The following is a 26,162-nucleotide window of genomic DNA, read 5'->3' as shown; positions in this document are numbered from 1 at the left end:
GCCAAATGCCGAGCATGGCTCGGCACTACAGGTGAAGCATTCGGGATTGTCGGGCAGGCCCAATGCCGAGCATGGCTCGGCACTACAGGTGAAGCATTCGGGATTGCTGGGCAGGCCCCTGCCGAGCATGGCTCGGCACTACAGGTGAAGCGCTCGGGATTGTCGGGCAGGCCCAATGCCGAGCATGGCTCGGCACTACAGAAGAGGCGCTACCCTTTGCTGCGACGCTTGCCGAGGTCGCGGGCCAGTACCCAGACGACCAGCAGGTTGACCGCCAGCAGCAGCCACGAGGCCCAGCCGGGGTGTTTGACGATGGCGTAGAAATCCAGCGGCAGGTAAAGCGCAGCGGAGATGCAGCCCAGCCATGAGGCCCAGGCCTTGGCGCGCCACAGGCCCCAGGCTTCGAGCAGGCGCAGCAGCCCGTAGCCGACCAGTACAGCGGCGCCGAGGTGAACGGTATCGGGGGTGATCATGCCCAGCAGCGAGGAGAAAGCGCCGTTCTCGGGGTCACCACCTGCGCGGTGGATCAGGGCATTGATGATGTTGCGGAGTGGGGCCGGCCCGGAGATCTCCAGGCCAGCCGCGGCGAGAAAGGCCAGTACGGCCTTTCCCGCTTCCAGCAGCGCGATGGCTGCCAGTCCCGGATGCGCATGCGGATCCGGGTTGTAGGGCTTGTTGTCAGTCAAGACAATCAGCCGCCGCGCGACGCCTTCTTGCGGTCGCTTTCGGTCAGGAACTTCTTGCGCAGACGAATTTCCTTCGGGGTGATTTCCACCAGCTCGTCGTCGTCGATGAAGTCCAGGGCCTGTTCCAGCGAGAACTTGATGGCCGGGGTCAGCTGGATCGCATCGTCCTTGCCCGAAGCGCGCATGTTGGTCAGCGGCTTGGTCTTGATCGCGTTGACGGTCAGATCGTTGTCCTTGGAGTGGATACCGATCAGCTGGCCTTCGTACACGTTGTCGCCTTCAGCAGCGAACAGCTTGCCGCGTTCCTGCAGCGGGCCCAGCGAATAGGCCGGGGTTGCACCCGGGGCGTTGGCGATCATCACGCCGTTCAGGCGCTTGGCGATGGCGCCCTGTTCCTTCGGGCCGTAATGGTCGAACACGTGGAACAGCAGGCCGGAACCCTGGGTCAGGGTCTTGAACTCGTTCTGGAAGCCGATCAGGCCACGCGCCGGGATCTTGAAATCAAGGCGAACACGGCCCTTGCCGTCGGACTCCATGTTTTCAAGCAGGCCCTTGCGGGTACCCAGCTTTTCCATCACGCCGCCCTGGTGCTGCTCTTCGATATCAACCACCAGCTGCTCGATCGGCTCCATCATCTGGCCGTCGATTTCCTTGATGATCACTTCCGGGCGCGACACGGCCAGCTCGTAGCCTTCGCGACGCATGGTTTCGATCAGCACCGACAGGTGCAGCTCGCCACGACCGGAGACCAGGAACTTGTCGGCGTCTTCAAGCTGCTCGACCTTCAGTGCCACGTTGTGCACGGTCTCGCGCTCCAGGCGCTCCTTCAGCTGGCGGCTGGTCAGGAACTTGCCGCCGGACAGGTCCTTGTTGCCTGCGAAGGGCGAGTTGTTGACCTGGAAGGTCATCGAGATGGTCGGCTCGTCGACGGTCAGCGGCGGCAGCGCTTCCGGGGTGTCCAGGGCGCAGACGGTGTCGGAGATGGTCAGTTCCTGGATGCCGGAGATGGCGATGATGTCGCCAGCCTGTGCTTCGTCGACTTCGATGCGCTCCAGGCCCATGAAGCCCAGCACTTGCAGGACCTTGCCCTGGCGCTTCTTGCCTTCACGGTCGATCACGGCGACGGCCTGGTTCTTCTTGACCTTGCCGCGCTGGATGCGGCCAATGCCGATGACGCCGACGAAGTTGTTGTAGTCCAGCTGGCTGATGCGCATCTGGAACGGGCCGTCGGCCTCGACTTCCGGCACCGGCACGTACTTCATGATCGCTTCGTACAGCGGGGTCATGTCGCCGTCGCGGACGGTGTCTTCCAGGCCGGCGTAGCCGTTCAGGCCCGAGGCGTAGACGATCGGGAAGTCGAGCTGCTCATTGGTGGCGCCGAGCTTGTCGAACAGGTCGAACACCTGGTCGATGACCCATTCCGGACGGGCGCCCGGGCGGTCGACCTTGTTGACCACGACGATCGGCTTGAAGCCCATCGCGAAGGCCTTCTGGGTGACGAAGCGGGTCTGCGGCATCGGGCCGTCCATCGCGTCAACCAGGATCAGCACCGAGTCGACCATCGACAGCACGCGCTCCACCTCGCCACCGAAGTCGGCGTGTCCCGGGGTATCGACGATGTTGATCCGGTTTTTGGTACCGGTCTTCTTGTCTTCCCAGGTAATGGCCGTGTTCTTGGCCAGAATGGTGATGCCGCGTTCCTTTTCCTGGTCGTTGCTGTCCATCACGCGCTCGGCAAGTACCGTGCGCTCGGACAGGGTGCCGGACTGCTTGAGCAGCTGGTCGACGAGGGTGGTTTTGCCATGATCGACGTGGGCGACGATGGCGATGTTGCGAAGATTTTCGATGGACATGCGAAAGACGGCCAGCCGGTGCCGTGAAATGGGGAAAATGAGTCCAGCATTATAGCGCTATGTCGCCGCTGTGCGAAAACTGCCGTTCAGACTCGTCTGATTGCCCATTCAGCCTTCCTCGGTTCAAGCTGCTGCAGAGGGGCAGCAGCACGGGCGGAGCCGGGTGTAAACTAGCTGGCTATTGAGAGTCGTCTTCTTTACTAAGGATTTCCATGTCGCTGATCGCCAATTTCGACACCTCCCGCGGCCCGATCAAGATCGAGCTGTATGCCGACAAGGCACCGCTGACCGTGGCCAACTTCGTCAATCTGGTGAAGCACGGCTTCTATGATGGCCTGGCGTTCCACCGCGTGATCGCTGACTTCATGGTCCAGGGCGGCTGCCCGGAAGGCTCCGGCCGCGGCGGCCCGGGCTATCGTTTTGAAGATGAAACCAAGAATGGCGTGCGCCACGAGCGCGGCGTGCTGTCCATGGCCAATGCCGGCCCGAATACCAACGGCAGCCAGTTCTTCATCACCCACATCAAGACCGACTGGCTCGATGGCAAGCACACCGTGTTTGGCAAGGTGCTCGAAGGCCTGGACGTGGTTGACGCGATCAAGCAGGGTGATGCGATCAACAAGATCACCCTGGAAGGCGATACCGACGCCGTGCTGGCTGCCAAGGCCGACCGCGTCGCCGAGTGGAACAAGATCCTCGCCGCCTGATTGATACCAACGGCCACCTGCACAGGTGGCCGTTTCTGATTCCAGCTGGCCAGCGCGCCTGCGTATGCCCGGCCTTACCCCCACAACCGCTTCTTAGCAGAGGAAACCCCCATGAAAGCACCCGTTCGTGTTGCCGTAACCGGCGCTGCCGGCAATATCGGTTATGCACTGCTGTTCCGCATCGCTTCTGGCGAAATGCTGGGCAAGGACCAGCCGGTCATCCTGCAGCTGCTCGAAATCGACAACGAAAAGGCCCAGGCCGCCCTGCAGGGCGTGGTCATGGAACTGGAAGACTGCGCATTCCCGTTGCTGGCTGGCGTGGTGACCACCGCTGACCCGCTGGTGGCCTTCAAGGACGTCGACGTGGCCCTGCTGGTCGGCGCACGTCCGCGCGGCCCGGGCATGGAGCGCAAGGACCTGCTGCTCGAGAACGCCAAGATCTTCACCGTTCAGGGCAAGGCACTGAACGCCGTCGCCAAGCGTGACGTCAAGGTGCTGGTGGTCGGCAACCCGGCCAACACCAACGCCTACATCGCGATGAAGTCGGCGCCGGACCTGAACCCGCGCAACTTCACCGCCATGCTGCGCCTGGACCACAACCGCGCCCTGAGCCAGCTGGCTGCCAAGACCGGCAAGACCGTGGAGAGCTTCGAGCAGTTCACCGTGTGGGGCAACCACAGCCCGACCATGTACCCGGACTACCGCTTCGCCACCACCGGCGGCGCCAAGGTTGCCGAGCTGATCAACGACCAGGAATGGAACGCCAACACCTTCATCCCGACCGTCGGCAAGCGCGGCGCAGCGATCATCGCCGCCCGTGGCCTGTCCTCGGCTGCGTCGGCAGCCAACGCTGCCATCGACCATATCCATGACTGGGTGCTGGGCAGCAATGGCAAGTGGGTGACCATGGGCGTGCCGTCCGACGGCTCCTACGGCATTCCGGAAGGCGTCGTGTTCGGCTTCCCGGTAACCACCGAGAACGGCGAGTACACCATCATCAAGGACCTGCCGATCGACGACTTCTCCAAGAAGTACATCGACATCACCCTGGGCGAGCTGGAAGAAGAGCGCGCCGGCGTTGCCGACCTGCTGTAACAGCTGGCGGTTGATGTGATGCAATGAACGGGGAGGCTTCGGCCTCCCCGTTTTTATTTGTTGTCTGTTGTAGTGCCGAGCCATGCTCGGCAGAGGCTCTACTGGTGAAGCCTCTGCCGAGCATGGCTCGGCACTACAGGGCTGCGGCCTATACCGACCACGGCTCGGCACTACGCTCCCTCCCTTTCGCGGAGCGAAGGGGAGGGTTGGGGAGGGGTAAGCTCTTTGCCGGATTGACGGTCTATCGGTAAGGCCTCTGCCGAGCATGGCTCGGCACTACATTTTTCTCTTGGATATGACTGACAAGATTGCTTTGCACTACATCGACGAGGCGTTGCTGGTCGCGGAGAAACCGGCTGGGCTGTTGTCCGTGCCCGGTCGCCTGCCGGAAAACCAGGACTGCGTTGTGGCGCGTCTGCAACTGGACCATCCGGATGCATTGACCGTGCACCGTCTGGATCAGGTCACTTCTGGATTGATGTTGTACGCGCGCGGCAAGGCGATGCAGATTGCCTTGTCCAAGCAGTTTGAACAGCGCCAGGTCAGCAAGCGCTATGAAGCGCTGGTGCAGGGTCTGGTCGAGGCTGAATCCGGCGAAATTGATCTGCCGTTGATCTGCGATTGGCCGAACCGGCCGAAGCAGATGGTGAGCTTTGAACTGGGCAAGCCGTCGTTGACGCGTTGGCGGGTATTGGCGCGTGATGCCGCTGCGCAGACCACGCGGGTAGAGCTGGAGCCGGTGACCGGGCGCAGCCATCAGCTGCGCTTGCATCTGGCAAGCATCGGGCATCCGATCGTGGGTGACGTGATGTACGACGCGCTTCCTGCGCTGCGGGTATGCCTGCATGCGCGGCGCTTGGGGTTTGTGCATCCGCTGAGTGGGGAGATGTTGGAGTTTGTTTCGGAGTGTCCTTTCTAAGGCGGAGGCTACTCTTGCTAGAAGCTTCCCCTCACCCCAACCCCCGCGCTGCGCCCCGGCCCTCGCGCTGGCGCGAGGTCGTTCAGGGAGCAGCGAACCGGTGGTTCGCAAGCTGCTCCTTTCACCCCGCATGCGGGAGAGGGGCTAGCAATGCGTCGGTTGTTAGTGCACTAGCCCCTCTCCCGTTTACGGGAGAGGGGTTGGGGTGAGGGCAAGCTTTCAGCTCAAAACTCTCAACCCCGGCTCTTGGTCCTCAATTTCCCGCCCCCGAGCCTTTGGTCTTAAGACCATCGTCGCAAGGAGTCCGGGCCATCCTCCGGACTATGCTCGGCACATAGCCAGGGAGTTGCCGGAGGGTTTCGTGCAGTACGAGCAGATCTACCGCCGTTCCATAGAAGAGCCGGAAGCTTTCTGGGCTGAAGAAGCCAAGGCGATCCACTGGCATCGTCCCCCGCAGCAGATCCTGGACTACTCCAATCCTCCATTCCGGCGCTGGTTTGTCGGTGGCGAAACCAACCTCTGCTACAACGCGGTTGATCGGCACCTGGCCGAGCGCGCCGACCAACTCGCGCTGGTCGCCATCTCCACCGAAACCAACATCACCCGCGAACTCACTTACCGCGACCTCCATCGCGAAGTGAATGCCTTCGCCGCGGTACTGCTCAAGCTCGATGTCGGCCGCGGCGATCGCGTCGTCATCTACATGCCGAACATGGCCGAGGCGGTGTTCGCGATGCTGGCATGCGCGCGCATCGGTGCGGTGCACTCGGTCGTCTTCGGTGGTTTCGCCGCGCACAACCTGGCGCTGCGTATCGACGATGCAAAGCCAAAATTGCTGATCGCTGCCGATGCCGGCATGCGCGGTGGCAAGGTCATTCCGTACAAGGCGATGGTCGATGCCGCCTGTGCTGAAGCCACTACGCCGCCACCCAAGGTATTGATTGTCTCGCGCGGTCTGGATGCAGCAGAGCCGCGCATCGCTGGCCGCGACGAGGACTATGCGCAGCTGCGTGTGCAGGTTGGTGATGTCGAGGTGCCGGTGCAATGGCTGGAGTCCAACGAGCCCAGCTATCTGCTGTACACCTCCGGTACCACCGGCAAGCCCAAGGGCGTGCAACGCGATGTCGGCGGCTATGCGGTGGCGATGGCGCAGTCGATGCGCACGGTGTTTGATTGCGCGCCGGGCCAGGTGATGTTCTCCACCTCCGATGTCGGTTGGGCGGTTGGGCATTCGTATAACGTCTATGGTCCCTTGATCGGCGGTTGCACTTCGTTGCTGTACGAAGGCCTGCCGATCAATCCGGATGCAGGCATCTGGTGGGCGCTGTGCGAACAGTACGGTGTGCGCACGATGTTCTCTTCGCCGACCGCGATCCGCGTGCTGAAGAAACACGATGTCGATTTCATCGATCGCCATGACCTGTCCGAGCTGAAGTACCTGTTCCTGGCCGGTGAGCCGCTGGACGAGCCGACCGCGAAGTGGATCACCGGCGCGCTGCATAAGCCGGTCATCGATAATTACTGGCAGACCGAAACCGGCTGGCCGGCATTGACCTTGTTGCCGGGACTGGAAATGAAGCCGATCAAGTTCGGCTCACCGGGCTTGCCGAATCTGGGCTACAGAATGAAGGTCATCGACGAGCAGAGCGGCGCCGAAGTGCCGCCCGGGCAGAAGGGCGTGCTGGTCATCCAGCCGCCGTTGCCGCCGGGTTGCATGAGCACGATCTGGAACGATGACGAGCGTTTCCTGAAAAGCTACTTCGGTCACTTCAAGGAGCTGCTGTACAGCTCGCTGGACTGGGCCATCCGCGACGAGGACGGCTATACCTTCATCCTGGGTCGCACCGATGACGTGATCAATGTGGCTGGGCACCGGCTGGGCACGCGCGAGATCGAGGAAGCCATCTCCGCCCATCCGCGGGTGGCCGAGGCGGCGGTGATCGGCGTGCATGACGAACTGAAGGGGCAGGTGCCGCTGGTCTTCGTCACCTTGAAGCAGGCCAAACCCGGCGATGATGCCGGGCAGCTGGCTGCGGAAATGATGCAGCAGGTCACAGCTTCGCTGGGTGCGGTGGCGCGGCCTGCGCAGGTTCATATCGTCAATGCGCTTCCCAAGACCCGTTCGGGTAAGCTGCTGAGGCGTTCATTGCAGGCATTGGCGGAACGGCGCGACCCGGGCGATCTGTCGACACTCGACGACCCGGGCGCACTGGAGGAAATCCGCCGCGCGCTGGGGAAATAGCGCGCAACCAGGCCGCAAGGCCACGGTGCAGCGGTGATCGCAAGGGGGCGGTACGCGGGCAGATGTTGGGTATTCCCGGGGGCGGGGGCTCCTGGAAGATGCGCACGTACCGTATTGCGATGCACAAAAGAGGGAGGGGGAATGGCATTCATCTATGCCAAGACGGCCGCTGGCCGCCTGGAGATCGAGAACCGTGGCCTGAAGCTGGCGCCGGCATTGCGTTCGGTGCTGTTGCTGGTTGATGGGCAGCGCGATGAGCGTGAGCTGCAGCAGATGGCACAAGGCCTGCGCGCGCCGGAAGACGTATTGCAGCAGCTGAGCGCGCTGGAGTTGATCGACGCGGTTGCCGGCAGTGCCGACAAGGCACCGGTGCTGCCAGTGACCACCCAGCTCGGCGACGATCCGCTGCGCTACCAGCAGCTGCGCGACTGGATGGCCGAATCGGTGCGCAAGCACCTGGGCCTGAAGGGCTATCTGATCCAGCTGAAGATCGATCGCAGCAAGACCGCGGTCAGCCTGGAGCAGTTGTGGCCGGAACTGGCGGCGGCACTGGGCAAGGCCAAGAGCCCTGCATTTGCCAGCCGCTGGTTGGAAGAAACGCGCGCGCTGGTTGTTGGCTGACTTATCAGCTGGGGCCTGCCTGTAGCGGCGGGCCGCTGCGATGCAAGGGCACTATCATGGTGGCAGGTTCATCATGGGAGTGCCCTGCATGGCACAGGAAAACAGCGGCGAGATCAGCACTGCGGGCTGGGATGCGATCAACGCGGCAATGGCTGCGCTCTACCCGGGGCAGGAGCCGCGGCATTTCGGCACGCTGCTGTCGCATACGCTGGGCGGCAACGATCCGCTGGACGGCATCAGCGTCTATTGGAGCGAGTCGCCGCGTCCACATTGGCACTACGTCAGCTACGGATTTTCCGAGCTGTACGACAAGCAGAGCGATGACCCGCTGGAAAGCGGCTTTGGTTTCGAGTTGACGTTCCGTCTTGCTGCACAGGCAGGTGACGACAAACGCGCCGAGCCGCCGGCGTGGCCGATGAACCTGATGCAGAACCTTGCGCGCTACGTCTTCAACAGCGGCAATGTATTCGAGGCCGGGCATCATCTCGATGCCAACGGGCCTATCGCCTTGGATACCGATACCAGGCTGCGGCACCTTGCCTTCGCCGCCGATCCGCAGCTTCCTGCGATCGACACTGCCAACGGCCGTCTGACCTTCCTGCAACTGGTGGGGGTGACCGACGAGGAGATGGCGGCGATCAAGCGCTGGTCAACGCAGGACGTATTGGCGGTGCTGGAGCCGGCAATGCCGCTGTGGATCACCGAACTTGAGCGCGCTTCGCTGTTGGATGATTCCGCCATTGCCGCACAGCTGGAAGCGGGCAGCCAGCGCGAAGGATCGAGCACCGGCATGTTGTTCGTGGAAACGCTGGATTGGTCAGTCGAAGACGCAACCACCACGTTGGTGCTGGGAGCGGGGCAGGTCGCCAGTGTGCTCGAGCTGCTGCCGTTGCGGCTGCATCACGACAAGCCGCTGGTGGTGCTTGGAAAGGACAGCCAGTGGCGGTTTGAGCCGGGCCTGGTTGACGACGTACAGAGTGATGGCGACAGCGCGCGCTGTGTGCTGTCCGATGCAAGCCTGCAAGCGATGCTGGACAGCGTGCGTGCCGAACGCGGTCTGTATCCGCTGCCAGGTGGCAAGCTGCAGATCGAAGTAAGGCCGACCTTGCTGCGTGATGGGCAAGGTGGCGTGATCCGCGAGATCGGTTGATCCTGCAGCCGCTGCGGCATTCATTGCGCAGCGGCGTCAGCGGTGACGTGCCGCAGGCAAGGAGAATTCGAAGGCCGCACCGTCGTCGCTGTCGAGCAGGCGGATCTGGCGATGGTGCAGCTGCAGGATGCGGTGCACGATCAACAAGCCCAGGCCACCACTGTCCGGTCGCTGGCTGCCCAGGGCCGGTAGCGTGCTGAACAGTTGATCGCGGCGCGCTGCGGGAATGCCTGGGCCGGTATCGGACACACTGACCTGCACATCGCCATCAAGTGCGCGCAACGCCACCGTGATGCGGCCGCCCGCCGGTGTATGCCGGATCGCGTTGTCGAGCAGGTTGGTCAGCACCCGCTCGATCAGGCCGAGGTCGGCTTCCACCGGTGGCAGGCCGGGGGGTATCACTGCTGCGAGTTGCTGCTGGCGTGACTGTGCGGCCAGTTCGAATTTCTGGAAGACGTCCTGGACCAGATCCGGCAGCGAGAACGCCTGCAGTTCCAGCACCACACCGCCATGTTCCAGTCGTGCAAGTTCGAACAAGGCCTGTGCAAGCCGACCAACCTTGTGGCTCTGTGACAGGGCGATGCCCAGGTAGCGCTGCCTCTCCTCGGCGCTGAGGCTGGCGTCCTTGAGGGCGAGGGTTTCCAGATAGCCGTGCAACGACGACAGCGGCGTGCGCAGGTCATGCGACAGGTTGGCGACCAGTTCGCGACGCTGCAGGTCCTGCTGCCGCAGTTGCTGCCATTGCTCGCTGACGCGTTGGCTGAGATGGGCAAAGCTGTGTTGCAGGATGCTGAGCTCGTCGCGCTCACCGGCACGCAGCGGCGTTGGCGGCAAGGGCAGGCGCGGGTCGGCGCTGTCCACGTCGAAGGATTGGATGCGACGGGTAAGCTGGCGTAGCGGCCGGGTCACCCAGCGGAACGCGATCAGTCCTGCCAGCAGCCCGATCACCGCGACGATCGCCAGCGACCATAGCGTGGTGCGCAGATTGCTATTGGCAGCGATGTCAGCAGCCAGCGCTTCACGTTGCTCGCCGACCAGCACCACATAGATGTAGCCGACCTGGCGGCCCTGCACCCACAGCGGTGCGGCATTGAATACCTTGCGGCCGTTGCTGCTGCGCGGGTCGTCGCCGAAGATCGGCAGTTTTTCGCCGTTGAGCAGTGCCTGCACCGGTGCCAGGTCAATGCGGTCCCGCTTGAGGTGGCCTTCCGGCGCGTCATGGCCAAGGATGCGGCCCTCGTCATCCAGCAGATAGACCTCGACGCTGGGATTGACCGACATCAGCTTGCCGAACAGGGCGCGCACTTCGCCATCGCGGATGCCGCGTGCATCCATCAACTCGCCGCTGCGGGCGATGTGCTCGGCCAGGCCGCGTGACAGGCGCTGCACGGTTTCCTGCTCGTGCATGCGGTTGCTGCGCATCTGTATCCAGGCCAGCGCGCCGCAGCAGATCAACAGCAACGCGCAGAACACCAGCGTCAGGCGCTGCGAAAGCGTCAGCCGGTTCATGCCGTGCTCCCGTCGTCGCTCGCCAGTTTGTAGCCACGTCCCCATACCGTAAGAATGCGCTTGGGCGCTGCCGGGTCGTGCTCGATCTTGTTGCGCAGGCGGTTGATGTGGGTGTTGACGGTGTGTTCGTAGCCATCATGCTGATGGCCCCAGACCTGGTTGAGCAGCTCCATCCGCGAGTACACCTGGTCGGGATGACGGGCGAAGAAATACAGCAGGTCGAATTCGCGCGGGGTGAGTTCCAGCGGGCGTCCTTCAACCAACGCGGTGCGTGCGACCGGGTCGATGCGCAGGCCGGCAACTTCGATCGCGCCAGCATCGATGCGTGCGTTCTGCGCCATCGCTTCGACCCGCCGCAACAAGGCCTTTACCCGCGCTACCAGCTCCAGCATCGAGAACGGTTTGGCCAGGTAGTCGTCGGCACCCAGTTCCAGACCGAGGATGCGGTGCAGTTCGCTGGCGCGCGCGCTGGTGATGATGATCGGCGTGTAGCGCGTCATTGCGCGGGCGCGACGGCAGATTTCCAGGCCGTCCACGCCAGGCAGCATAAGGTCCAGCACCAGCGCATCCCATTGCCCGCTTTCCAGCAGGCGCACGCCTTCATCACCGCTGGCCGCATGGGTGACGTCATAGCCTTCGTCACGCAGGTGCATACGCAGCAGGTTGGCGATGTGGACATCGTCTTCGACGATCAGGATGCGTTTGCTGCTGCTCATCGACGCCTGCGGCCGTTGGGGGATGGCTGGCATTGTGCTTGGACCGGCGCGCGGATGTGTCACGAAGAATTTAACTCTGCGTGAGGATTCCTTGACCTGCCCGGGCGCAGCATTGCCACATCGTCCCTGGCTGGAGAACGCCCATGTCGCTCACCCGTCGCAAGCTGCTCGGTATTGGTGGCATGGCCGCCGCTGCTGGCGTGCTGGGCCTGACTGCCTGCAACGGTCCGGCACCGGCAGCACCCGCGCGCGGTGCCGTGTTTGAGGTGATGCGCAGCGACGCCCAATGGCGCCAGCAGCTTACCCCCGCGCAATACGCGGTGCTGCGCCAGCAGGGCACCGAGCGGGCCTTCAGCAGCCCGCTCAACAACGAGCACCGGCGTGGCACCTTCAACTGTGCGGGCTGCGCGCTGCCGCTGTTCTCCTCGGCCACCAAGTTCGACAGCGGTACCGGCTGGCCCAGCTTCTGGGCACCGCTGCATGGCGCGGTAGGCGAGGACCGCGATACCTCCTACGGCATGACCCGGGTGGCGGTGCATTGCCGGCGCTGTGGTGGCCATCTGGGCCATGTCTTCGAAGACGGCCCGCGCCCGACCGGGCTGCGTTACTGCATGAACGGCGTGGCCCTGCAATTCGTCGCGGCCTGAGCGCCGCCTCCCTCATTCAAGAAGGACGTTTCCATGTTCCTGTTGGTCCTGGCCTATCTCGGCGGTGTACTCACCCTGCTCAGCCCCTGCATCCTGCCGGTGCTGCCGTTTGTGTTCGCACGTGCGGACCGGCCGTTCCTGCGCAGTGGGTTGCCACTGCTGGTCGGCATGGCGTTGATGTTCGCGGTGGTCGCCAGCCTGGCGGCGGTGGGCAGTCAATGGGTGGCGCAGGCCAACCAGATCGGGCGCTGGATCGCGCTGGTGGTGATGGCGCTGTTTGCCGTGGCCCTGCTGTGGCCGGCGTTGGCAGATCGGCTGCTGGCGCCGCTGCAGCGCTTGGGCGTGCGCCTGGGCGCAGCCGCCGATGCCGGGCAGGGCGGAGTGCTGAGCTCGCTGCTGATCGGTGTTGCCACCGGCTTGCTGTGGGCCCCCTGCGCTGGGCCGATCCTTGGCCTGATCCTGACTGGCGCGGCGCTGCAGGGGGCAAATGTCGGCACGACCGGCTTGCTGCTGGCCTATGCGCTGGGTGCGGCGACCTCGTTGGCCTTGGCGGTGTGGATAGGCGGGCGTGTGTTCACTGCCTTGAAGCAGCGCCTGGGCGTGGGCGAATGGATTCGTCGCGGTTTGGGTGTTGCGGCTTTGCTGGCGGTGCTGGCAATCGCGATGGGCTGGGACACTGGCTTGCTGACGCGGTTGTCCACGGTCAGCACGGCCAGGTTGGAACAGCAGCTGCTGGATGCACTGCCTGCGCAACAACCCGCTGCAGGCCCGGCGATGATGACGATGGCCGGCGATGCCAAGGGTGATGCCAGCCTGCCGGTGGAAGGCGAGCTGCCGTCGCTGGCTGGTGCCACCGGCTGGTTGAACAGCCCGCCGCTGGATGCGCAACAGTTGCGTGGCAAGGTGGTGCTGGTCGATTTCTGGACCTATTCCTGCATCAACTGCCTACGTGCCATGCCCTATGTGCGCGAGTGGGCCGAACGTTACAAGGACCATGGGCTGGTGGTGATCGGCGTGCATGCGCCTGAGTTCGCCTTCGAGCGTGACCTGGGCAATGTGCAGCGCGCGGTGAAGGATCTGAAGGTCACTTACCCGGTCGCCATCGACAATGACTTCGCGATCTGGCGCGGATTCAACAACAGGTACTGGCCGGCGCATTACTTCATCGACGCGCAGGGACGCATCCGCGCCCATCATTTCGGCGAGGGCAACTACGCGCAGTCCGAACTGATCATCCGTCAGCTGCTGCGCGAGGCCGGCAACAGCTTGCCGGGCGACACGGCACCGGCAATGCGCATGGCAAGCAACGGCGTCGAGCGGCAGGCGGACATGAGCAGTTTGAAGTCGCCGGAAACCTACATCGGCCATGGCCGCGCCGAGCACTTCGCTTCGCCGGGTGGCATGCACGCAGGGCAGGTCGCCGCGTACGCCGTGCCGATGCAGCTGCAGCTCAATCAATGGGCGCTGGGCGGGCAGTGGCGCATTGGCGAGGAAGATGCGCAGCTGGAACAGGCGGGAGGGCGTATTGCGTTCCGCTTCCATGCGCGTGACCTGCATCTGGTGCTGGCGCCGCAGGACCCGGCGCGGCCGGTGCGCTTCCGCGTGCGTATTGATGGTCAGGCACCGGACGCCGCGGCTGGCAGCGACGTATCCGCGCAGGGCGAGGGCACGGTGGACCAGAACCGCCTGTACCAATTGATCCGCCAGAACGGCGACGTGCGCGAACGCACATTCGAAATCGAGTTCCTCGATCCGGGCGTGCGCGCCTATGCCTTCACTTTCGGTTGAATGGAGGAGACACGTGATGAGAATCGCCACGGACAAACTGGTCGCCGGCGGCATCGCGGCGATGGTTGCAGGATTGCTGCTGGTTGCGGTGTTCAGCATGGATCGTTCGGTGCAGGCCGCGCCGGTAGCGCCGGTGTCGATCAGGCTGCCAGCACCGACTGGTGCAGCTGACCTGCAGCAAGCCGGCGTCAAACAGGCGAAGGTGGTGTTTGCCGGCGGCTGCTTCTGGGGCGTGCAGGGCGTGTTCCAGCACATCACCGGCGTGGACAACGCGGTTTCCGGCTACATCGGTGGCAGCGCTGCCGATGCCACGTACGCGCGGGTGAGCAGTGGCGGCAGTGGTCATGCCGAGGCCGTGCAGGTCAGCTACGACCCTTCGCAGGTCAGCTACGGGCAGCTGCTGCAGGTGTTCTTCTCGGTGGTGCACGATCCGACCCAGCTCAACCGGCAGGGGCCGGACCATGGCAGCCAGTACCGTTCGGCCATCTATGCCGATGATGCCGCGCAACGTGATGCGGCGCGCGCCTATATCGCGCAACTGCAGCGCAGCAAGCTGTTCGCTGCGCCATTGGTCACCCAGGTCGATGGTGGCAAGGTGTTTCATGCGGCCGAGGGTTATCACCAGAATTACCTGGCCCTGCATCCGGAGGCGGCCTACATCCGCATCAATGATCTGCCGAAGGTCGCCGCGTTGAAGCAGCAGTATCCGGGGCTGTACCGCGAGCGACCGCGGCTGGTGATGCGCTTGTCGGCGCGATAGCAGCGGGTGAATGCCACAAACGCAACGGGCCGCCGGTCATGCAACCGGCGGCCCGTGTTTGTTCAGAAGGTATGCGCTGGATCAGCTCAGGCCTTCGGCCTTGAGCGCGGACTGCACGGCCGGATCGGCCAGCATGCGCTGCTCGAAGCGGTCCAGTGCGTCCATGCCGGCCAGGTCGAGCTTCAGGCCACGCGCCCAACGCAGGGTCACGTAGGTGTAGGCGTCGGCGATCGAGGCGCGCGGGGTGCCGCCCAGCCAGTCGACCTCGGCCAGACGGTCATTGATGCGCTGGTACAGGGCCGTCAGCTTCTGCCGCGAGTTTTCCTGGGTACGGGCGATGACCGCTTCGTCTTCCAGATACTTGGTCGAGCCGAAGATCGGGTAGTAGGTCGGGTGCAGGTCGGCGTTGACGAAGGACAGCCAGCGGTTGACCTCGGCGCGCGTACGCGGGTCGCTGCCGCCTTCCAGACCGGCAGCCGGGGCCTTGTCACAGATGTAGTGCAGGATGGCCGCGTTCTGGGTCAGGATCCAGCCGCCGTCTTCCAGCATCGGCACGGCGCCGGCCGGGTTCATCTTCAGGTACTCGGGCGACTTCATCGTGGCGTAATCCACGATCTGCAGCTCGAACGGCAGGCCCGACCAGAGCAGTGCGATATGGTCGGCCAGCGAACAGGCGCCGGGCTTGGTATAGAGCTTCATCAAGGCTACCTCGGGAGTTGAAAGACCCGGGCATTATCGCCACAAGCGCGTAACGCAGTGTGTCCATGATTGGCACAGACAGTGCGTTAAGCGTTCAGCTGGCTCAGGAAGCGCGCGGCTTCAGTGACTGCACCTTGTAGAAGGTATGCCCGCCGATGGTGGCCACCTGGTAGGCATTGCGCCAGCTCGGGCTGGCGATGGCGTGGGCGGCGAAGTGGCTGGCGCCGGGCACGATCTCCTTGCGCTGGCCATTGGGCAGGGCCCAGTTGCGCTCGGCGGCAAAGGCCACGTCCACGGCTTCAGCCCAGGCATCGTTGTTGCGCAGCTGGGTGCCGGGGGCGACCAGGGTCGGGGCGAACTGCTTGCGCGCGGTCACCACCTGGCACATCGAGTCACCCCACAGACCACTGTCCAGCCGCCGCAGGGCGACTTCGGCCACGGCCTGCTGGCCGCGGAGGGTCTGGTCGCGGGCTTCCAGATAGACGGTGGTGCTCAAGCACAACGAATCGGCTGCTGGCTGCGGCAACATCTGCGACAACCAAAGAATCCAAGCCAGTTTCATAAATCTCCTTGCTCCGTATGGGCCGCAGCCTGCCTGCCCCCAATCGGGAACCGGACAGCAACGACTTGGCGTTATGGGGAGGCGGCCGTGGCATCGGGGCCGCCCCGTGGGCAGCCCTCAATCAGATTGGGGAGGGCTGCGCCTGCTCACCGGAACTGGTGGGTGAGCGGAAGTTGGCGCAAGGTAGGGGGGCAATCCAAAACTCATCCTGAACGGTGTTTGTTGACATTCAGGTTTGTTGCAGGGGTTGTTTTTGCCTCGGGTACGCGCATTCAGGTTTTTGCGGGCACAGCGGCGGGGTGATTCAGGGTCACGTCGGTCCGCTGCTCAACGCCGAAATAAGTGAGATTTGTATCGCACTTTAGGCGGCTTGCTGCATCGAACGCGTCGCCGGGGGAAGCGCCGCGCTTCCGTGATCGGGTGCGTTGATATCGATGAGGGCGTTGAGCGAATCGTCCCGGGTGCGCCTGCGCTTAACCGGGCTACGACGGTGCTGTCCTAAATCGGACGGGGGTTGTCTCAAAGTGCCGCGGCGAGACGACTGCCCTGATCGATTGCCCGCTTGGCGTCGAGTTCTGCAGCGACATCCGCGCCGCCGATGACATGGACGCTGCGGCCGGTGGCCTGCAGGGCGTCAGCCAGCTCGCGGCGTGGTTCCTGACCGGCGCAGATCACCACGGTGCCGACGTCGAGCAACTGTTCCTGCCCGTCCACGCGGATGCGCAGGCCGCTGTCGTCCACACCCAGGTACTCGACGCCGCCGAGCATCTTCACGCCCTTGGCCTTGAGCGTGGCGCGGTGGATCCAGCCGGTGGTCTTGCCGAGCTTGGCACCGGGCTTGCCAGGGCTGCGCTGCAGCAGCCAGGCCTTGCGGGCCGGGGCTTCGGGTTGCGGTTTGGCCAGCGCGCCACGGCTCTCGAAACTGGTATCCACCCCCCATTCGGCCATCCAGCGGGCCGGGTCCAAGGCCGGTGACGGGCCTTCATGCACGAGGAACTCACCGACGTCGAAACCGATGCCACCGGCGCCGATGATGGCCACCTTGTCGGCGGCCTTGACCCGGCCCAGCAGCACATCCAGATAGCTGACCACCATTGGATGGTCGGCACCCGGGAAGTCGACCTTGCGCGGGCTGATGCCGGTGGCGACCACCACTTCGTCAAAGTCACTGAGTGCCTCGGCATCGGCGCGGGTGTTCAAGCGCACATCGACCCCGGTTTCGGCCAGCTGATGGCGGAAGTAGCGCAGGGTCTCGTGGAACTCCTCCTTGCCGGGGATGCGCTTGGCCACGTTGAACTGGCCGCCGATCTCGTCGGCTGCATCAAACAGGGTCACCTTGTGCCCGCGGCTGGCGGCGACGGTGGCGCAGGCCAGGCCGGCCGGACCGGCGCCGACCACGGCAACGCGCTTGGGTGCGCTGGTCGGCAGGTAGACCAGCTCGGTTTCGTGCGCTGCACGCGGGTTGACCAGGCAGCTGGCGCGCTTCTGCTGGAACACATGGTCCAGGCAGGCCTGGTTGCAGGCGATGCAGGTATTGATGGCCTCGGGCTTGCCGACCTTGGCCTTGGCCGGCCATTGCGGGTCAGCCAACAGCGGCCGCGCCAGCGACACCATGTCGGCACCACCGCTGGCGAGGATGCCTTCGGCCACGTCCGGCATGTTGATGCGGTTGGTGGCGATCAGTGGAATGCCGACATGCGGCTTGAGCTTGGCGGTGACACCCGCAAACGCCGCGCGCGGGACCGAGGTAGCAATGGTCGGAATGCGCGCCTCGTGCCAGCCGATGCCGGAGTTGAGCAGGGTCGCACCGGCCGCTTCGATGGCCTTGGCCTGCTGCACGATCTCCTGCCAGTTGCTGCCGTCCTCGACCAGGTCCACCAGTGACAGCCGGTAGATGATGATGAAGTCCGGGCCACAGGCCTCGCGGATGCGGCGCACGATCTCCACCGCAAAGCGCATGCGCCTTGCCGGGTCGCCGCCCCAGGCGTCGTTGCGGCCATTGGTGCGCGGGGCGATGAACTCGTTGATCAGGTAGCCTTCCGAGCCCATCACCTCAACGCCGTCATAACCGGCATCGCGTGCGTATTTGGCGGCGCGGGCGTAGTCGGCGATATGCCGCTCAACGCCGCCGGCCGACAGCGCGCGCGGGGTGAACGGGTTGATCGGCGCCTTGCGCTTGGACGGAGCCACCTGCAAGGGGTGATAACCGTAGCGGCCGGCATGCAGCAGCTGCAGGCAGATCTTGGCACCGTGGCCGTGGACTGCCGCGGTTACCTGGCGATGGCGGCTGACTTCCCAGGGCCAGGACAGCTTGCTGCCGAACGGCGTCAGCCAGCCAACCACGTTGGGCGCGAAGCCACCGGTGACCAGCAGCGCCGCGCCGCCGGCCGCGCGCTCGCCAAAGTAGGCGGCCAGCTTCGGGAAGTCGCGGGCGTGATCCTCCAGCCCGGTATGCATCGAGCCCATCAGGATGCGATTGCGCAGCTGGGTGAAGCCCAGCTCCAGCGGGGCGAACAGATGCGGATAGGCGGTGTCGTTGGCTGGCGTCATGCTGGATACGCTTGCGTATGGAATGGCCCATTCTGACTGGCAATCGGTCTGGCCTCAATCCTTGATCCGGCTGATCGGCGGCGACCTATCCCAAAAGAGTTACAGCCTCATTACAATGCGCCGCCCCGCCCAGCAACGGACTGACTGTCGTGGACGCTCCATGCCTGTAATGCCTTCAAGTGTTGTTCCCGCAAAACGCGGCACCCGCCTGTTTCCCCAGCTCTGGATGCTGCTCGTGGGCATGGTGTTGCTTGGTGGCCTGGCTCGCCTGTTCATGTGGTGGGATTACGCCGGCAGTGAGCGCAGCCTCGCGCTGCTGTGGCCGGCGATGCTGCAGGGGATGCGCTATGACCTGGTGGCCGGTGCGATATCCGCTGGCCTGGTCGGCTTGCTGACGCTCCCGGTGTGGCTGGCGGGACGGCGAGAGACGGCGGTACGGCTGGCGCAGCATCTGTTGCTGGCACTGTTGCTGGCGTTCGCGCTGCTGTCGCTGTGCGAGCACTTCTATTACGCGTTCTATAAGACGCGCTTCGATCCCATCGTATTTGGCATGTTCGAGGACGACACCGGGGCGATCCTGGAGACCGTCTGGGATGACTATCCAGTAGTCCGGGGCGTTGTGGGCCTGTTGCTGGCAGGGGGCGTGTTGCATTGGAGCATTCCGCGCACCGGTGACTGGCTGGCCCTGCGCTGGCCGCGCGGCTCGGCCGCATGGTCGCGCACGCTGTTGCTGGTACTGCAATGCGTGCTGCTGGTACTGCTGGCGCGCGGAAGTGTTGGCAGCTTCCCGCTGATTAGGCGTGATGTGACCGTGTCGGCCGATCCCTTCGTCAATGCCATGGTACTGAACGCGCCACTGGCGCTTTACCGCGCAGCGCGCACGCGTGCCAAGGAGACCGATATCAGCAACGATCCGCTGGTGGGCCTGCAAGGCCTGGGGTTTGCCGATATTGACGGGGCCGCCAAGCTCGCCGGGCTGCCTTCTGCGGATCCACAGGTGCTGCAGGAGGCGCTGTTCCCGGTCGCCCCCGGCCAGCCACGCAGCCTGGCGCAGTCACCACATGTGGTGCTGGGTCTGCTGGAGTCCTTCGGCCAGGACCTGCTCTATACCGATGGCCCGCACAACGACATGCTCGGTCGCCTGCGCGCCGAATTGCCTACCGGGCACCGCTTCGACAACTTCATCGCCTCCCAGAACGGCACCCACCCGGCACTGGAGAACCTGATCCTTGGAACGCCGATCACGCCGCTGACCTTGGGCCGGAATGCGCGGCTGGCGTTTGATACGTCTGCTGCGCTGCCATTCCAGCGCGCGGGCTATCGCACCGTGTTCATTTATGGCGGCGGCAGTGATTGGCGCGAGATTGGCACTGCGCTTCCGAATCAAGGGTTTGATCGGGTGTATGACGCGCGCGATATCAAACAGCGTTTCGCCCAGGCCACCGGGACCGAATGGGGTTTGTATGACAGCTGGCTGTTCCGCTTCGCGCAGACCGTGTTGAGCGAGGCCGATGCCCGTGGTGAGCGGGTGTTCATGGTGTTGCTGACCACCAGCAACCACCCACCGCATCTGTTGGATACGCCACGTCGGCAGTACCCGCTGGATCCGGCCGCCTTGGGTCCTCGCGCGCTGGCTGATAGCGGCGAGCTGCGGCGGATGTTGGCTACCTATCAATACCAGGCCGATGAGCTGGGCGGTTTCCTGCAGCAGCTGCGCGAGCAGCCGTTGGGCGAGCGAACCCTGGTGGCGATGGCTGGCGACCACAACCTGCGCTCGCATTACCGCTACGACCTGCCTGCCGAGCAGGTGGACGTGGATCGCGTATTCGCCTGGTTGCGGGTTCCGCCGGCATTCGCGCCGGCCGACAGCGCGCCCGATACCAGCGCTTTTGCCGGCCATGGGGATCTCCTGCCGACCCTGGTGGAACTGGCGTTGCCGGGCCAGCGCTACTTCGCCACCGGCCGCAATCTCTGGCAGCCCGCGCCCAATGGCGGGGAGGCCTTGGCACAGTTCAACCGGATGTACACCCCGACCGGTTTGTTGCTCCCACTGGAAAAGCCGCGCCTGCATCGCTGGCTCGATTCCCGCCATGTGCAGGTGCAGGGCGAAGCGCCGGATGCGGTCAGCGCGGCGCGGACAAGGCAGGCTGCGGCGTGGGTGGCATTGCGCGACTGGCATATCCGCCAGCAGGTAGTGCGCAGTCGTCGGTGACTGCGCAGCAGCCATGATCAAGCAGCCGGTGAGGCTGTTGGCCGTTGTTGGCGATCAAACAAGGGCAGGGTGATGCCGCAGAGCGGCCCGATCAGCAGGGCGAACGCCAGCGTGCCCCAACCGACATTGCCACCCAACCACCACCCTATCGCCAGCGCGCTGGCTTCAATCAGGGTGCGTACTTTCCAGATCGCCCAGCCGGTACGCGCATGCAGGCCGGTCATCAAGCCATCGCGCGGGCCAGGCCCGAAGCGCGCACCGATGTAAAGCCCGGTGGCGATCGCCAGCAGCACCAGTCCAGCAGCGAACAACAGCAGTTGCCACAGCAGGTCTTGAGCGGCCGGCAGCAGATTCAGGCCCAATTGTGCGCTGGGGCCGATCAGCAGCACATTCAGCACCGTCCCCAGTCCGGGTTTCTGCCGTATCGGCAGCCACATCAGCAACACGCAGACGCCGACCAGATTGGTGACCAGGCCGAAGCCCAGGCCACTGCGCAGAGAGATGCCCTGGCTCAGTACATCCCAAGGGGCGATGCCGATACCGGCACGTATCATCAGGGAAGAGGCAATACCAAACAGGAACAGGCCCAGCAGCAGCTGCAGCAGGCGCGATACAGACATCAGGGAGGGCATTGTCGGGAGATCAACGTGCTGCCTGCAGTGCAGGCTCATGGGTGGGGGCGTTGCGCCACCTGTACGTGGCGCAACGTGCTGTGGCGTGTGGCTTAGTCCCAGCCTTCCAGCGCCAGCTTGCCGATGGTGCTGCCGGCCTCCAGCTGGCGATGCGCCTGGCGCAGGTGCTCGGCGTTGATGGTGCCCAGCCGCTCACTGAGCGTGGTGCGCAGTTCGCCTGCATCGATCAGGCTGGCCGCGCGGGTCAGGATGCGGTGTTGCTCGATCATGTCGGCGGTGCGGAAGCGGGCGCGGGCAAACATGAACTCCCAGTGGATGCCGATGCATTTCGCTTTATAGGGATCGCCGATGCGCAGTTCACCGGCAGGCTCGACGATCAACCCGACATGGCCTTGTGGTGCCAGCAGTTCACCCAGCTGTTGCCAGTACAGGTCGGTGTTGGCCAGATTGAGTGCCGCCTCGACGCTGTTGATGCCCAGCGCCTGCAGCTGTGGTGCCAACGGCTGGCGGTGGTCAATGACGTGCGCTGCGCCCATCTGCTCGCACCATTGCACGCTTTGCGGGCGCGAAGCGGTGGCCACCACGGTGAAGCCGGCGTGGCGACCAAGCTGGATCGCCATCGAACCAACGCCGCCGGCGCCGCCGATCACCAACAAGGTCTTGCCGGTATTGCGACGCCCGTCCAGTTGGAAGGGCATGCGCTGGAACAACAGTTCCCAGGCAGTAAGGGTGGTCAGTGGCAATGCCGCGGCTTCGGCGAAATCCAGCGTGGTCGGCTTGCGCCCCACCAGGCGCTCGTCCACCAACTGCAGCTGTGCGTTGCAGCCCGGGCGGGTGACGTCGCCGGCGTAGTAGACCTCATCGCCGATTTCGAACGCGGTGACCTCGGGGCCTACCGCGACCACCGTGCCTGCGGCATCAAAGCCCAGCACCCGTGGTGGGTTTTCCTCGCCCGGCTTGGCGCCGCGCAGTTTGGTGTCCACCGGATTAACCGAAACAGCTTGAACCTGAACAAGGAGGTCCTGGCCTTGCGGGTCCGCCGGGACCGGTAAAGTCAGATCCAGCAGCGCATCCGGTTCATTGATGGGGAGATAGCGGGTCAGGCCGATTGCTTTCATGCGGAAAAGTTCCGTAGCGGGGGAGCAAAATCATCATACCGAGCAAACGATTCAGCTGGCGGTAACCGGCGGCGCAAGCCCTGTTAATAAAGGGTTTGTCACATGAAATCAGCTGCGCCGCAGCATTTCCCCCGGAAGCCTTGCGATAGCTGACTCTTGCGTCCGTTGACCAAGCTGTATACGTTGCGCCAAGCCGGACACGTAGGGGTCTGGTGGTCGCTGCATTTGTTACGAGCCTGTTAACATCGCCTTCACGGCCAAGCGCATAATGTGCACCGCGATGGCGTGAGGAAACGGCCGTCTCTGAACGCGACGAAGAATATCGCTGTGCTGGACCATGCCTCTACCGGTTTCATACCCCCGAAACAAGGAGCTGTATTTCATGAACAAGAAGATCCTTACTGCCGCGCTGCTCGGTGGTCTGGCTTTTGCCCAGGCCGCTTCGGCTCAGGAATTTGACGACCGCTGGTACCTGACCGGTTCGGCCGGCTTCAACTTCCAGGACGGCGATCGTGGCACCAACGACGCCCCGTTTGCCACGCTGGGTCTGGGCAAGTTCATCAGCCCGAACTGGTCGCTGGACGGTGAGCTGAACTATCAGAACCCGAACTTCGACAACAACCAGGATCAGAACTGGTCGCAGTACGGCGTTTCGCTGGACCTGCGTCGCCACTTCATCCAGGAAGGCCGTGGCTGGAACCCGTACCTGCTGGCAGGTCTGGGCTACCAGAAGGCTGAGGAAGAGTACCTGGCCGGTGCCGAGCTGAAGGATCGCAAGGACGGCAACCTGGCCGCCAAGGTCGGCGTTGGTCTGCAGACCACCTTCGAAAAGCGCGTCGCTGTGCGTGCTGAACTGGCTTACCGCGCTGACTTCGACGACCAGAGCTACGCTCCGGCCGCCGCTGGCAAGGATCAGGATTGGTTCGGCGACGTGCTGGCTTCGGTCGGCGTCGTGATCCCGCTGGGCCCGGCTCCGGTCGCTGCTGTTGCTCCGGCACCGGCTCCGGTTGCTCCGAGCTGCGCAGACCTGGATGACGACGGTGACGGCGTCAACAACTGCGACGACAAGTGCCCGAACTCGCAGCCTGGCCAGACCATCGGTCCGGACGGTTGCCCGGTGCCGGTCTCGATCGACCTGAAGGGTGTCAACTTCGATTTCGACAAGGCCACCCTGCGTCCGGACGCCGTGTCGATCCTGAGCGAAGCCACCGAGATCCTGAAGCGTTACCCGGATCTGCGCGTTGAAGTTGCCGGTCACACCGACTCGAAGGGTACCGACGCTTACAACCAGAAGCTGTCCGAGCGTCGCGCCAAGGCTGTGTACGACTACCTGACCACCAATGGTGTGTCGGCTGCTCGTCTGCAGGGCCCGATCGGCTACGGCGAGAGCCGTCCGATTGCTCCGAACACCAATGCTGATGGTTCGGACAACCCGGAAGGTCGCGCAAAGAACCGTCGTACCGAGCTGAACGTCCAGAACTAATCGGACGCTTCGGTTTCAGTACCACAGTTTGAGAACAAGGCCCGGCATTTGCCGGGCCTTGTTTGTTTCTGCACCGGCGACTTTCCCGGAGCGCAATTTGTGTGACGTCGGCGGGTAATCGTGGTTTGCGCGCACATAACGGTTGAAAGCGCTGCGGACGCTGCCTACACTCGCCGCGTTAACTTGCCGAATGGAAATTCAATGCTGCGTATCGCTCTGGCTGGTCTTGTCGCCCTGGCATTTGTGCCTGCCGCCCATGCAGCCGTGGATTGCTCGGCCAGTTCCGTGACGCCGGCGCCGCTGGCCACCTCGTTGATCGCACCGGTGGCGTCGGAGCTGTATGTGCGTCCGGGCCAGCTGGGCATGCCGTCGGGTGTATTGAGCTCGGCCGGTGGTGATGAGCAGTCGCTGGACCGCGTGTTGATGCGCCTGCGGGTCGAGAGCTGCAACAACGTCGCCAACGCCATTCCGGCGCGTCCGGCAATCAACGCCAACGATCCGGCTGCCTACAAGCCGCAGACCGAGTTCGACAACACGCCGTGGCGTTTTGACATGAGCCAGAACGGCAAGCGCATGACCGCCGAAGAATTCGATGCCTGGATGAAGGCGCGCGGTGTGCGCGTGGTCAAGGCACGTCCGGCCGCGACCGATCCGGCTGCAGCACCGGCTGCGGCGCAGCCTGCCGCCGAGGTCAAGTAAGGCGGCAACAGCCGCTCGCAGTCCTGATGTCGCCGTCCAAGCCGCCGTATCCTCCGCACGCCCGCCGCGCAACGCCCGGCGGGCGTTTGCTTTCGCGTGCGCCCAGCAATGCAGCCCGCGCTGGCAAGGCCGCCCCTGCCGGGGTTCGGCATGGTCTGGCGCGGGTGCTGTCCAAGGCCGGCGTGTGCTCGCGCACCGAAGCTGCGCGACGGGTGCTCGATGGTCGCGTCAGTGTGGATGGCAAGGTCGTGCGTGACCCCGAGTCCCCGGTGATTGCTGGTCGCCAGCAGGTGTTGCTGGATGGCCTGCCGCTGGCAGCACCGCGACGCCTCTACCTGGCCTTGAACAAGCCGCGTGGCCTGGTCACCACGGTGCAGGACGAGCAGGGCCGCGACACCGTCTACCAGTGTTTCGAGGGGGCCGGGCTGCCGTGGATGGCGCCGGTAGGGCGCCTGGACAAGGCCAGCGAAGGCCTGCTGTTCTTCAGCAATGATCCGGAGTGGGCGGCGCGTCTTACCGAGCCCAGTACCGGCCCATTGAAAACCTACCGGGTACAGGTGGATGCTGTGCCTGATGCGGCCGTGCTCGAGCGCATGCAGGCGGGTATCGACGACGAGGGCGAACGCCTGGCGGCGCATTCGGTACAGCTGCTGCGGCATGGCGAACGCACCGCGTGGTTGGAGGTGGTGTTGGATGAAGGCCGCAATCGCCACATCCGGCGCCTGCTCAAGGCGTTGGGGCTGGAAGTACTGCGACTGATGCGGGTGGCGATAGGGCCCGTGCAGCTGGGCGAGCTGGGCAAGGGCCAGTGGCGGGAGTTGAGCCAGGCAGAGCTGAATGCGCTGCAGGCTGCCAGCAAATCCGCACATGTCAGTGTGAGTGACTAAGTTCAATAAATTCAGATAAATAGCTGCACTTGGTGAGATGGTGGATTAGACTGCGACTCTAATTACTTGAGGTTATTGCCATGCAAGCTCTTTCCCGCGTCTCTGGCATCGTTCTCGTGGCGGCTTCGGTTGCGGTGTTGGGCGGTTGCGCTTCGTCGGCCAAGAAGACCGCGAAGAACGACGACAAGCCGATCGAAGTGCGGGTGGAAGCACCGTTGGCCGAGAAGGATTCGCTGGGCAACTACCGTTTCATGATGCAGCAGGGCGAGCAGAAGATGAGCGCCGATCAGTTCGATGCCTGGATGAAGGCCAATGGCATCCGCGTCGCCAAGGGCGCCGCCGTGCCGGCACCTGCCGCGCCTGCCAAGCAGAACTGACGGTAGTGCCGAGCCATGCTCGGCAAGGGCGTTACAAGCAAACCCAAACGTAGTGCCGAGCCATGCTCGGCAAGGGCGTTACAAGCAAACCCAAACGTAGTGCCGAGCAATGCTCGGCAAGGGCGTTACAAGCAAACCCCAACGTAGTGCCGAGCCATGCTCGGCAAGGGGCTCTACAAGCAAACCGAACGTAGTGGGCCCCCCCGCGAGGCCTAGGGCGGGAAAGGGTAAGGGAATTCCCGGCAAGGGG

General features: G+C 64.0%; 23 protein-coding genes. 14 read left to right on the top strand and 9 right to left on the bottom strand.

Annotation, left to right across the window (positions count from 1 at the left end):
* Positions 1 to 209 precede the first annotated feature (209 nt).
* Positions 210 to 686 carry a DUF2127 domain-containing protein gene (locus AC1VWL_RS16195; RefSeq protein ID WP_481615743.1) on the bottom strand — a complete coding sequence of 159 codons (477 nt, stop codon included), beginning with the start codon at positions 684 to 686 and terminating at the stop codon, positions 210 to 212.
* Between the two features lie 5 nt (positions 687 to 691).
* Positions 692 to 2,539, bottom strand: coding sequence for a translational GTPase TypA (gene typA, locus AC1VWL_RS16190; protein ID WP_481549810.1), 1,848 nt, complete (start codon positions 2,537 to 2,539; stop codon positions 692 to 694).
* A 212-nt stretch (positions 2,540 to 2,751) separates the two neighbouring features.
* Between typA and AC1VWL_RS16185 the strand changes: the two genes are divergently transcribed.
* From AC1VWL_RS16185 to AC1VWL_RS16160, 6 genes are all read left to right on the top strand, one after another.
* Positions 2,752 to 3,246 (top strand): peptidylprolyl isomerase, encoded by a 495-nt coding sequence (locus AC1VWL_RS16185; RefSeq protein WP_481615742.1) that lies wholly within the window; start codon positions 2,752 to 2,754, stop codon positions 3,244 to 3,246.
* A 111-nt stretch (positions 3,247 to 3,357) separates the two neighbouring features.
* On the top strand, positions 3,358 to 4,341 hold the full coding sequence (locus tag AC1VWL_RS16180; RefSeq protein WP_481615741.1) for a malate dehydrogenase: 984 nt from the start codon (positions 3,358 to 3,360) through the stop codon (positions 4,339 to 4,341).
* 295 nt (positions 4,342 to 4,636) lie between these two features.
* Positions 4,637 to 5,260 (top strand): RluA family pseudouridine synthase, encoded by a 624-nt coding sequence (locus AC1VWL_RS16175; RefSeq protein WP_481614858.1) that lies wholly within the window; start codon positions 4,637 to 4,639, stop codon positions 5,258 to 5,260.
* Positions 5,261 to 5,621: 361 nt separating this feature from the next.
* The gene (prpE, locus tag AC1VWL_RS16170) at positions 5,622 to 7,502 is read left to right on the top strand and encodes a propionate--CoA ligase (protein ID WP_482987362.1); all 1,881 of its coding nucleotides are present in this window, start codon (positions 5,622 to 5,624) and stop codon (positions 7,500 to 7,502) included.
* Positions 7,503 to 7,643: 141 nt separating this feature from the next.
* Positions 7,644 to 8,123 carry a hypothetical protein gene (locus AC1VWL_RS16165; RefSeq protein WP_481614856.1) on the top strand — a complete coding sequence of 160 codons (480 nt, stop codon included), beginning with the start codon at positions 7,644 to 7,646 and terminating at the stop codon, positions 8,121 to 8,123.
* Positions 8,124 to 8,211: 88 nt separating this feature from the next.
* The gene (locus AC1VWL_RS16160) at positions 8,212 to 9,273 is read left to right on the top strand and encodes a suppressor of fused domain protein (protein WP_482987361.1); all 1,062 of its coding nucleotides are present in this window, start codon (positions 8,212 to 8,214) and stop codon (positions 9,271 to 9,273) included.
* 36 nt (positions 9,274 to 9,309) lie between these two features.
* On the opposite strand, the gene AC1VWL_RS16155 is transcribed toward AC1VWL_RS16160, so the two are convergent.
* Together AC1VWL_RS16155 and AC1VWL_RS16150 are read right to left on the bottom strand one after the other, a co-directional pair.
* Positions 9,310 to 10,782, bottom strand: a complete 1,473-nt coding sequence (locus AC1VWL_RS16155; RefSeq protein WP_482987360.1) for a sensor histidine kinase — start codon at positions 10,780 to 10,782, stop codon at positions 9,310 to 9,312.
* Positions 10,779 to 11,498, bottom strand: a complete 720-nt coding sequence (locus AC1VWL_RS16150) for a response regulator transcription factor (RefSeq protein ID WP_481614853.1) — start codon at positions 11,496 to 11,498, stop codon at positions 10,779 to 10,781. The genes AC1VWL_RS16155 and AC1VWL_RS16150 overlap by 4 nt, the downstream gene beginning before the upstream one ends.
* Before the next feature lie 143 nt (positions 11,499 to 11,641).
* Between AC1VWL_RS16150 and msrB the strand changes: the two genes are divergently transcribed.
* Genes msrB through msrA form a run of 3 tightly spaced genes read left to right on the top strand, consistent with a single transcriptional unit; the run spans position 11,642 to position 14,693 of the window.
* Positions 11,642 to 12,145 carry a peptide-methionine (R)-S-oxide reductase MsrB gene (msrB, locus tag AC1VWL_RS16145; RefSeq protein WP_313494623.1) on the top strand — a complete coding sequence of 168 codons (504 nt, stop codon included), beginning with the start codon at positions 11,642 to 11,644 and terminating at the stop codon, positions 12,143 to 12,145.
* Positions 12,146 to 12,178: 33 nt separating this feature from the next.
* Positions 12,179 to 13,933, top strand: coding sequence for a cytochrome c biogenesis protein DipZ (locus AC1VWL_RS16140; RefSeq protein WP_482987359.1), 1,755 nt, complete (start codon positions 12,179 to 12,181; stop codon positions 13,931 to 13,933).
* A gap of 16 nt (positions 13,934 to 13,949) precedes the next feature.
* Positions 13,950 to 14,693 carry a peptide-methionine (S)-S-oxide reductase MsrA gene (gene msrA, locus AC1VWL_RS16135; protein WP_482987358.1) on the top strand — a complete coding sequence of 248 codons (744 nt, stop codon included), beginning with the start codon at positions 13,950 to 13,952 and terminating at the stop codon, positions 14,691 to 14,693.
* A gap of 81 nt (positions 14,694 to 14,774) precedes the next feature.
* On the opposite strand, the gene AC1VWL_RS16130 is transcribed toward msrA, so the two are convergent.
* From AC1VWL_RS16130 to AC1VWL_RS16120, 3 genes are all read right to left on the bottom strand, one after another.
* Positions 14,775 to 15,392, bottom strand: coding sequence for a glutathione S-transferase N-terminal domain-containing protein (locus AC1VWL_RS16130; protein ID WP_482987357.1), 618 nt, complete (start codon positions 15,390 to 15,392; stop codon positions 14,775 to 14,777).
* Positions 15,393 to 15,495: 103 nt separating this feature from the next.
* Positions 15,496 to 15,954 (bottom strand): cell wall hydrolase, encoded by a 459-nt coding sequence (locus AC1VWL_RS16125; RefSeq protein ID WP_057629626.1) that lies wholly within the window; start codon positions 15,952 to 15,954, stop codon positions 15,496 to 15,498.
* A gap of 519 nt (positions 15,955 to 16,473) precedes the next feature.
* Positions 16,474 to 18,504: an oxidoreductase gene (locus tag AC1VWL_RS16120; protein WP_482987356.1), complete on the bottom strand. Its 2,031-nt coding sequence runs from the start codon at positions 18,502 to 18,504 to the stop codon at positions 16,474 to 16,476.
* A gap of 241 nt (positions 18,505 to 18,745) precedes the next feature.
* Between AC1VWL_RS16120 and AC1VWL_RS16115 the strand changes: the two genes are divergently transcribed.
* The gene (locus AC1VWL_RS16115) at positions 18,746 to 20,716 is read left to right on the top strand and encodes an LTA synthase family protein (RefSeq protein WP_482987363.1); all 1,971 of its coding nucleotides are present in this window, start codon (positions 18,746 to 18,748) and stop codon (positions 20,714 to 20,716) included.
* A gap of 17 nt (positions 20,717 to 20,733) precedes the next feature.
* Here the strand turns inward: AC1VWL_RS16115 and yczE are convergent, their stop codons facing one another.
* Both yczE and AC1VWL_RS16105 read right to left on the bottom strand, forming a co-directional pair.
* Entirely contained in the window at positions 20,734 to 21,348 is a 615-nt protein-coding gene (gene yczE, locus AC1VWL_RS16110) for a membrane protein YczE (protein ID WP_482987355.1), read from the bottom strand.
* Between the two features lie 92 nt (positions 21,349 to 21,440).
* On the bottom strand, positions 21,441 to 22,466 hold the full coding sequence (locus AC1VWL_RS16105; RefSeq protein ID WP_481614845.1) for a zinc-binding alcohol dehydrogenase family protein: 1,026 nt from the start codon (positions 22,464 to 22,466) through the stop codon (positions 21,441 to 21,443).
* Between the two features lie 382 nt (positions 22,467 to 22,848).
* On the opposite strand from AC1VWL_RS16105, the gene AC1VWL_RS16100 reads away from it, so the two are divergent.
* The 4 genes from AC1VWL_RS16100 to AC1VWL_RS16085 all read left to right on the top strand — a co-directional run bounded on the left by AC1VWL_RS16100 (position 22,849) and on the right by AC1VWL_RS16085 (position 25,912).
* The gene (locus tag AC1VWL_RS16100) at positions 22,849 to 23,949 is read left to right on the top strand and encodes an OmpA family protein (protein WP_481614844.1); all 1,101 of its coding nucleotides are present in this window, start codon (positions 22,849 to 22,851) and stop codon (positions 23,947 to 23,949) included.
* Positions 23,950 to 24,150: 201 nt separating this feature from the next.
* Entirely contained in the window at positions 24,151 to 24,648 is a 498-nt protein-coding gene (locus tag AC1VWL_RS16095) for a hypothetical protein (protein WP_282268659.1), read from the top strand.
* A 26-nt stretch (positions 24,649 to 24,674) separates the two neighbouring features.
* Positions 24,675 to 25,535, top strand: a complete 861-nt coding sequence (locus AC1VWL_RS16090; protein ID WP_482987354.1) for a pseudouridine synthase — start codon at positions 24,675 to 24,677, stop codon at positions 25,533 to 25,535.
* A gap of 80 nt (positions 25,536 to 25,615) precedes the next feature.
* The gene (locus AC1VWL_RS16085; protein ID WP_481614842.1) at positions 25,616 to 25,912 is read left to right on the top strand and encodes a hypothetical protein; all 297 of its coding nucleotides are present in this window, start codon (positions 25,616 to 25,618) and stop codon (positions 25,910 to 25,912) included.
* Positions 25,913 to 26,162 lie beyond the last annotated feature (250 nt).

Source organism: Stenotrophomonas sp. STEN063, assembly GCF_056854515.1.
This window is presented reverse-complemented; position numbering and strand designations above follow the sequence as displayed.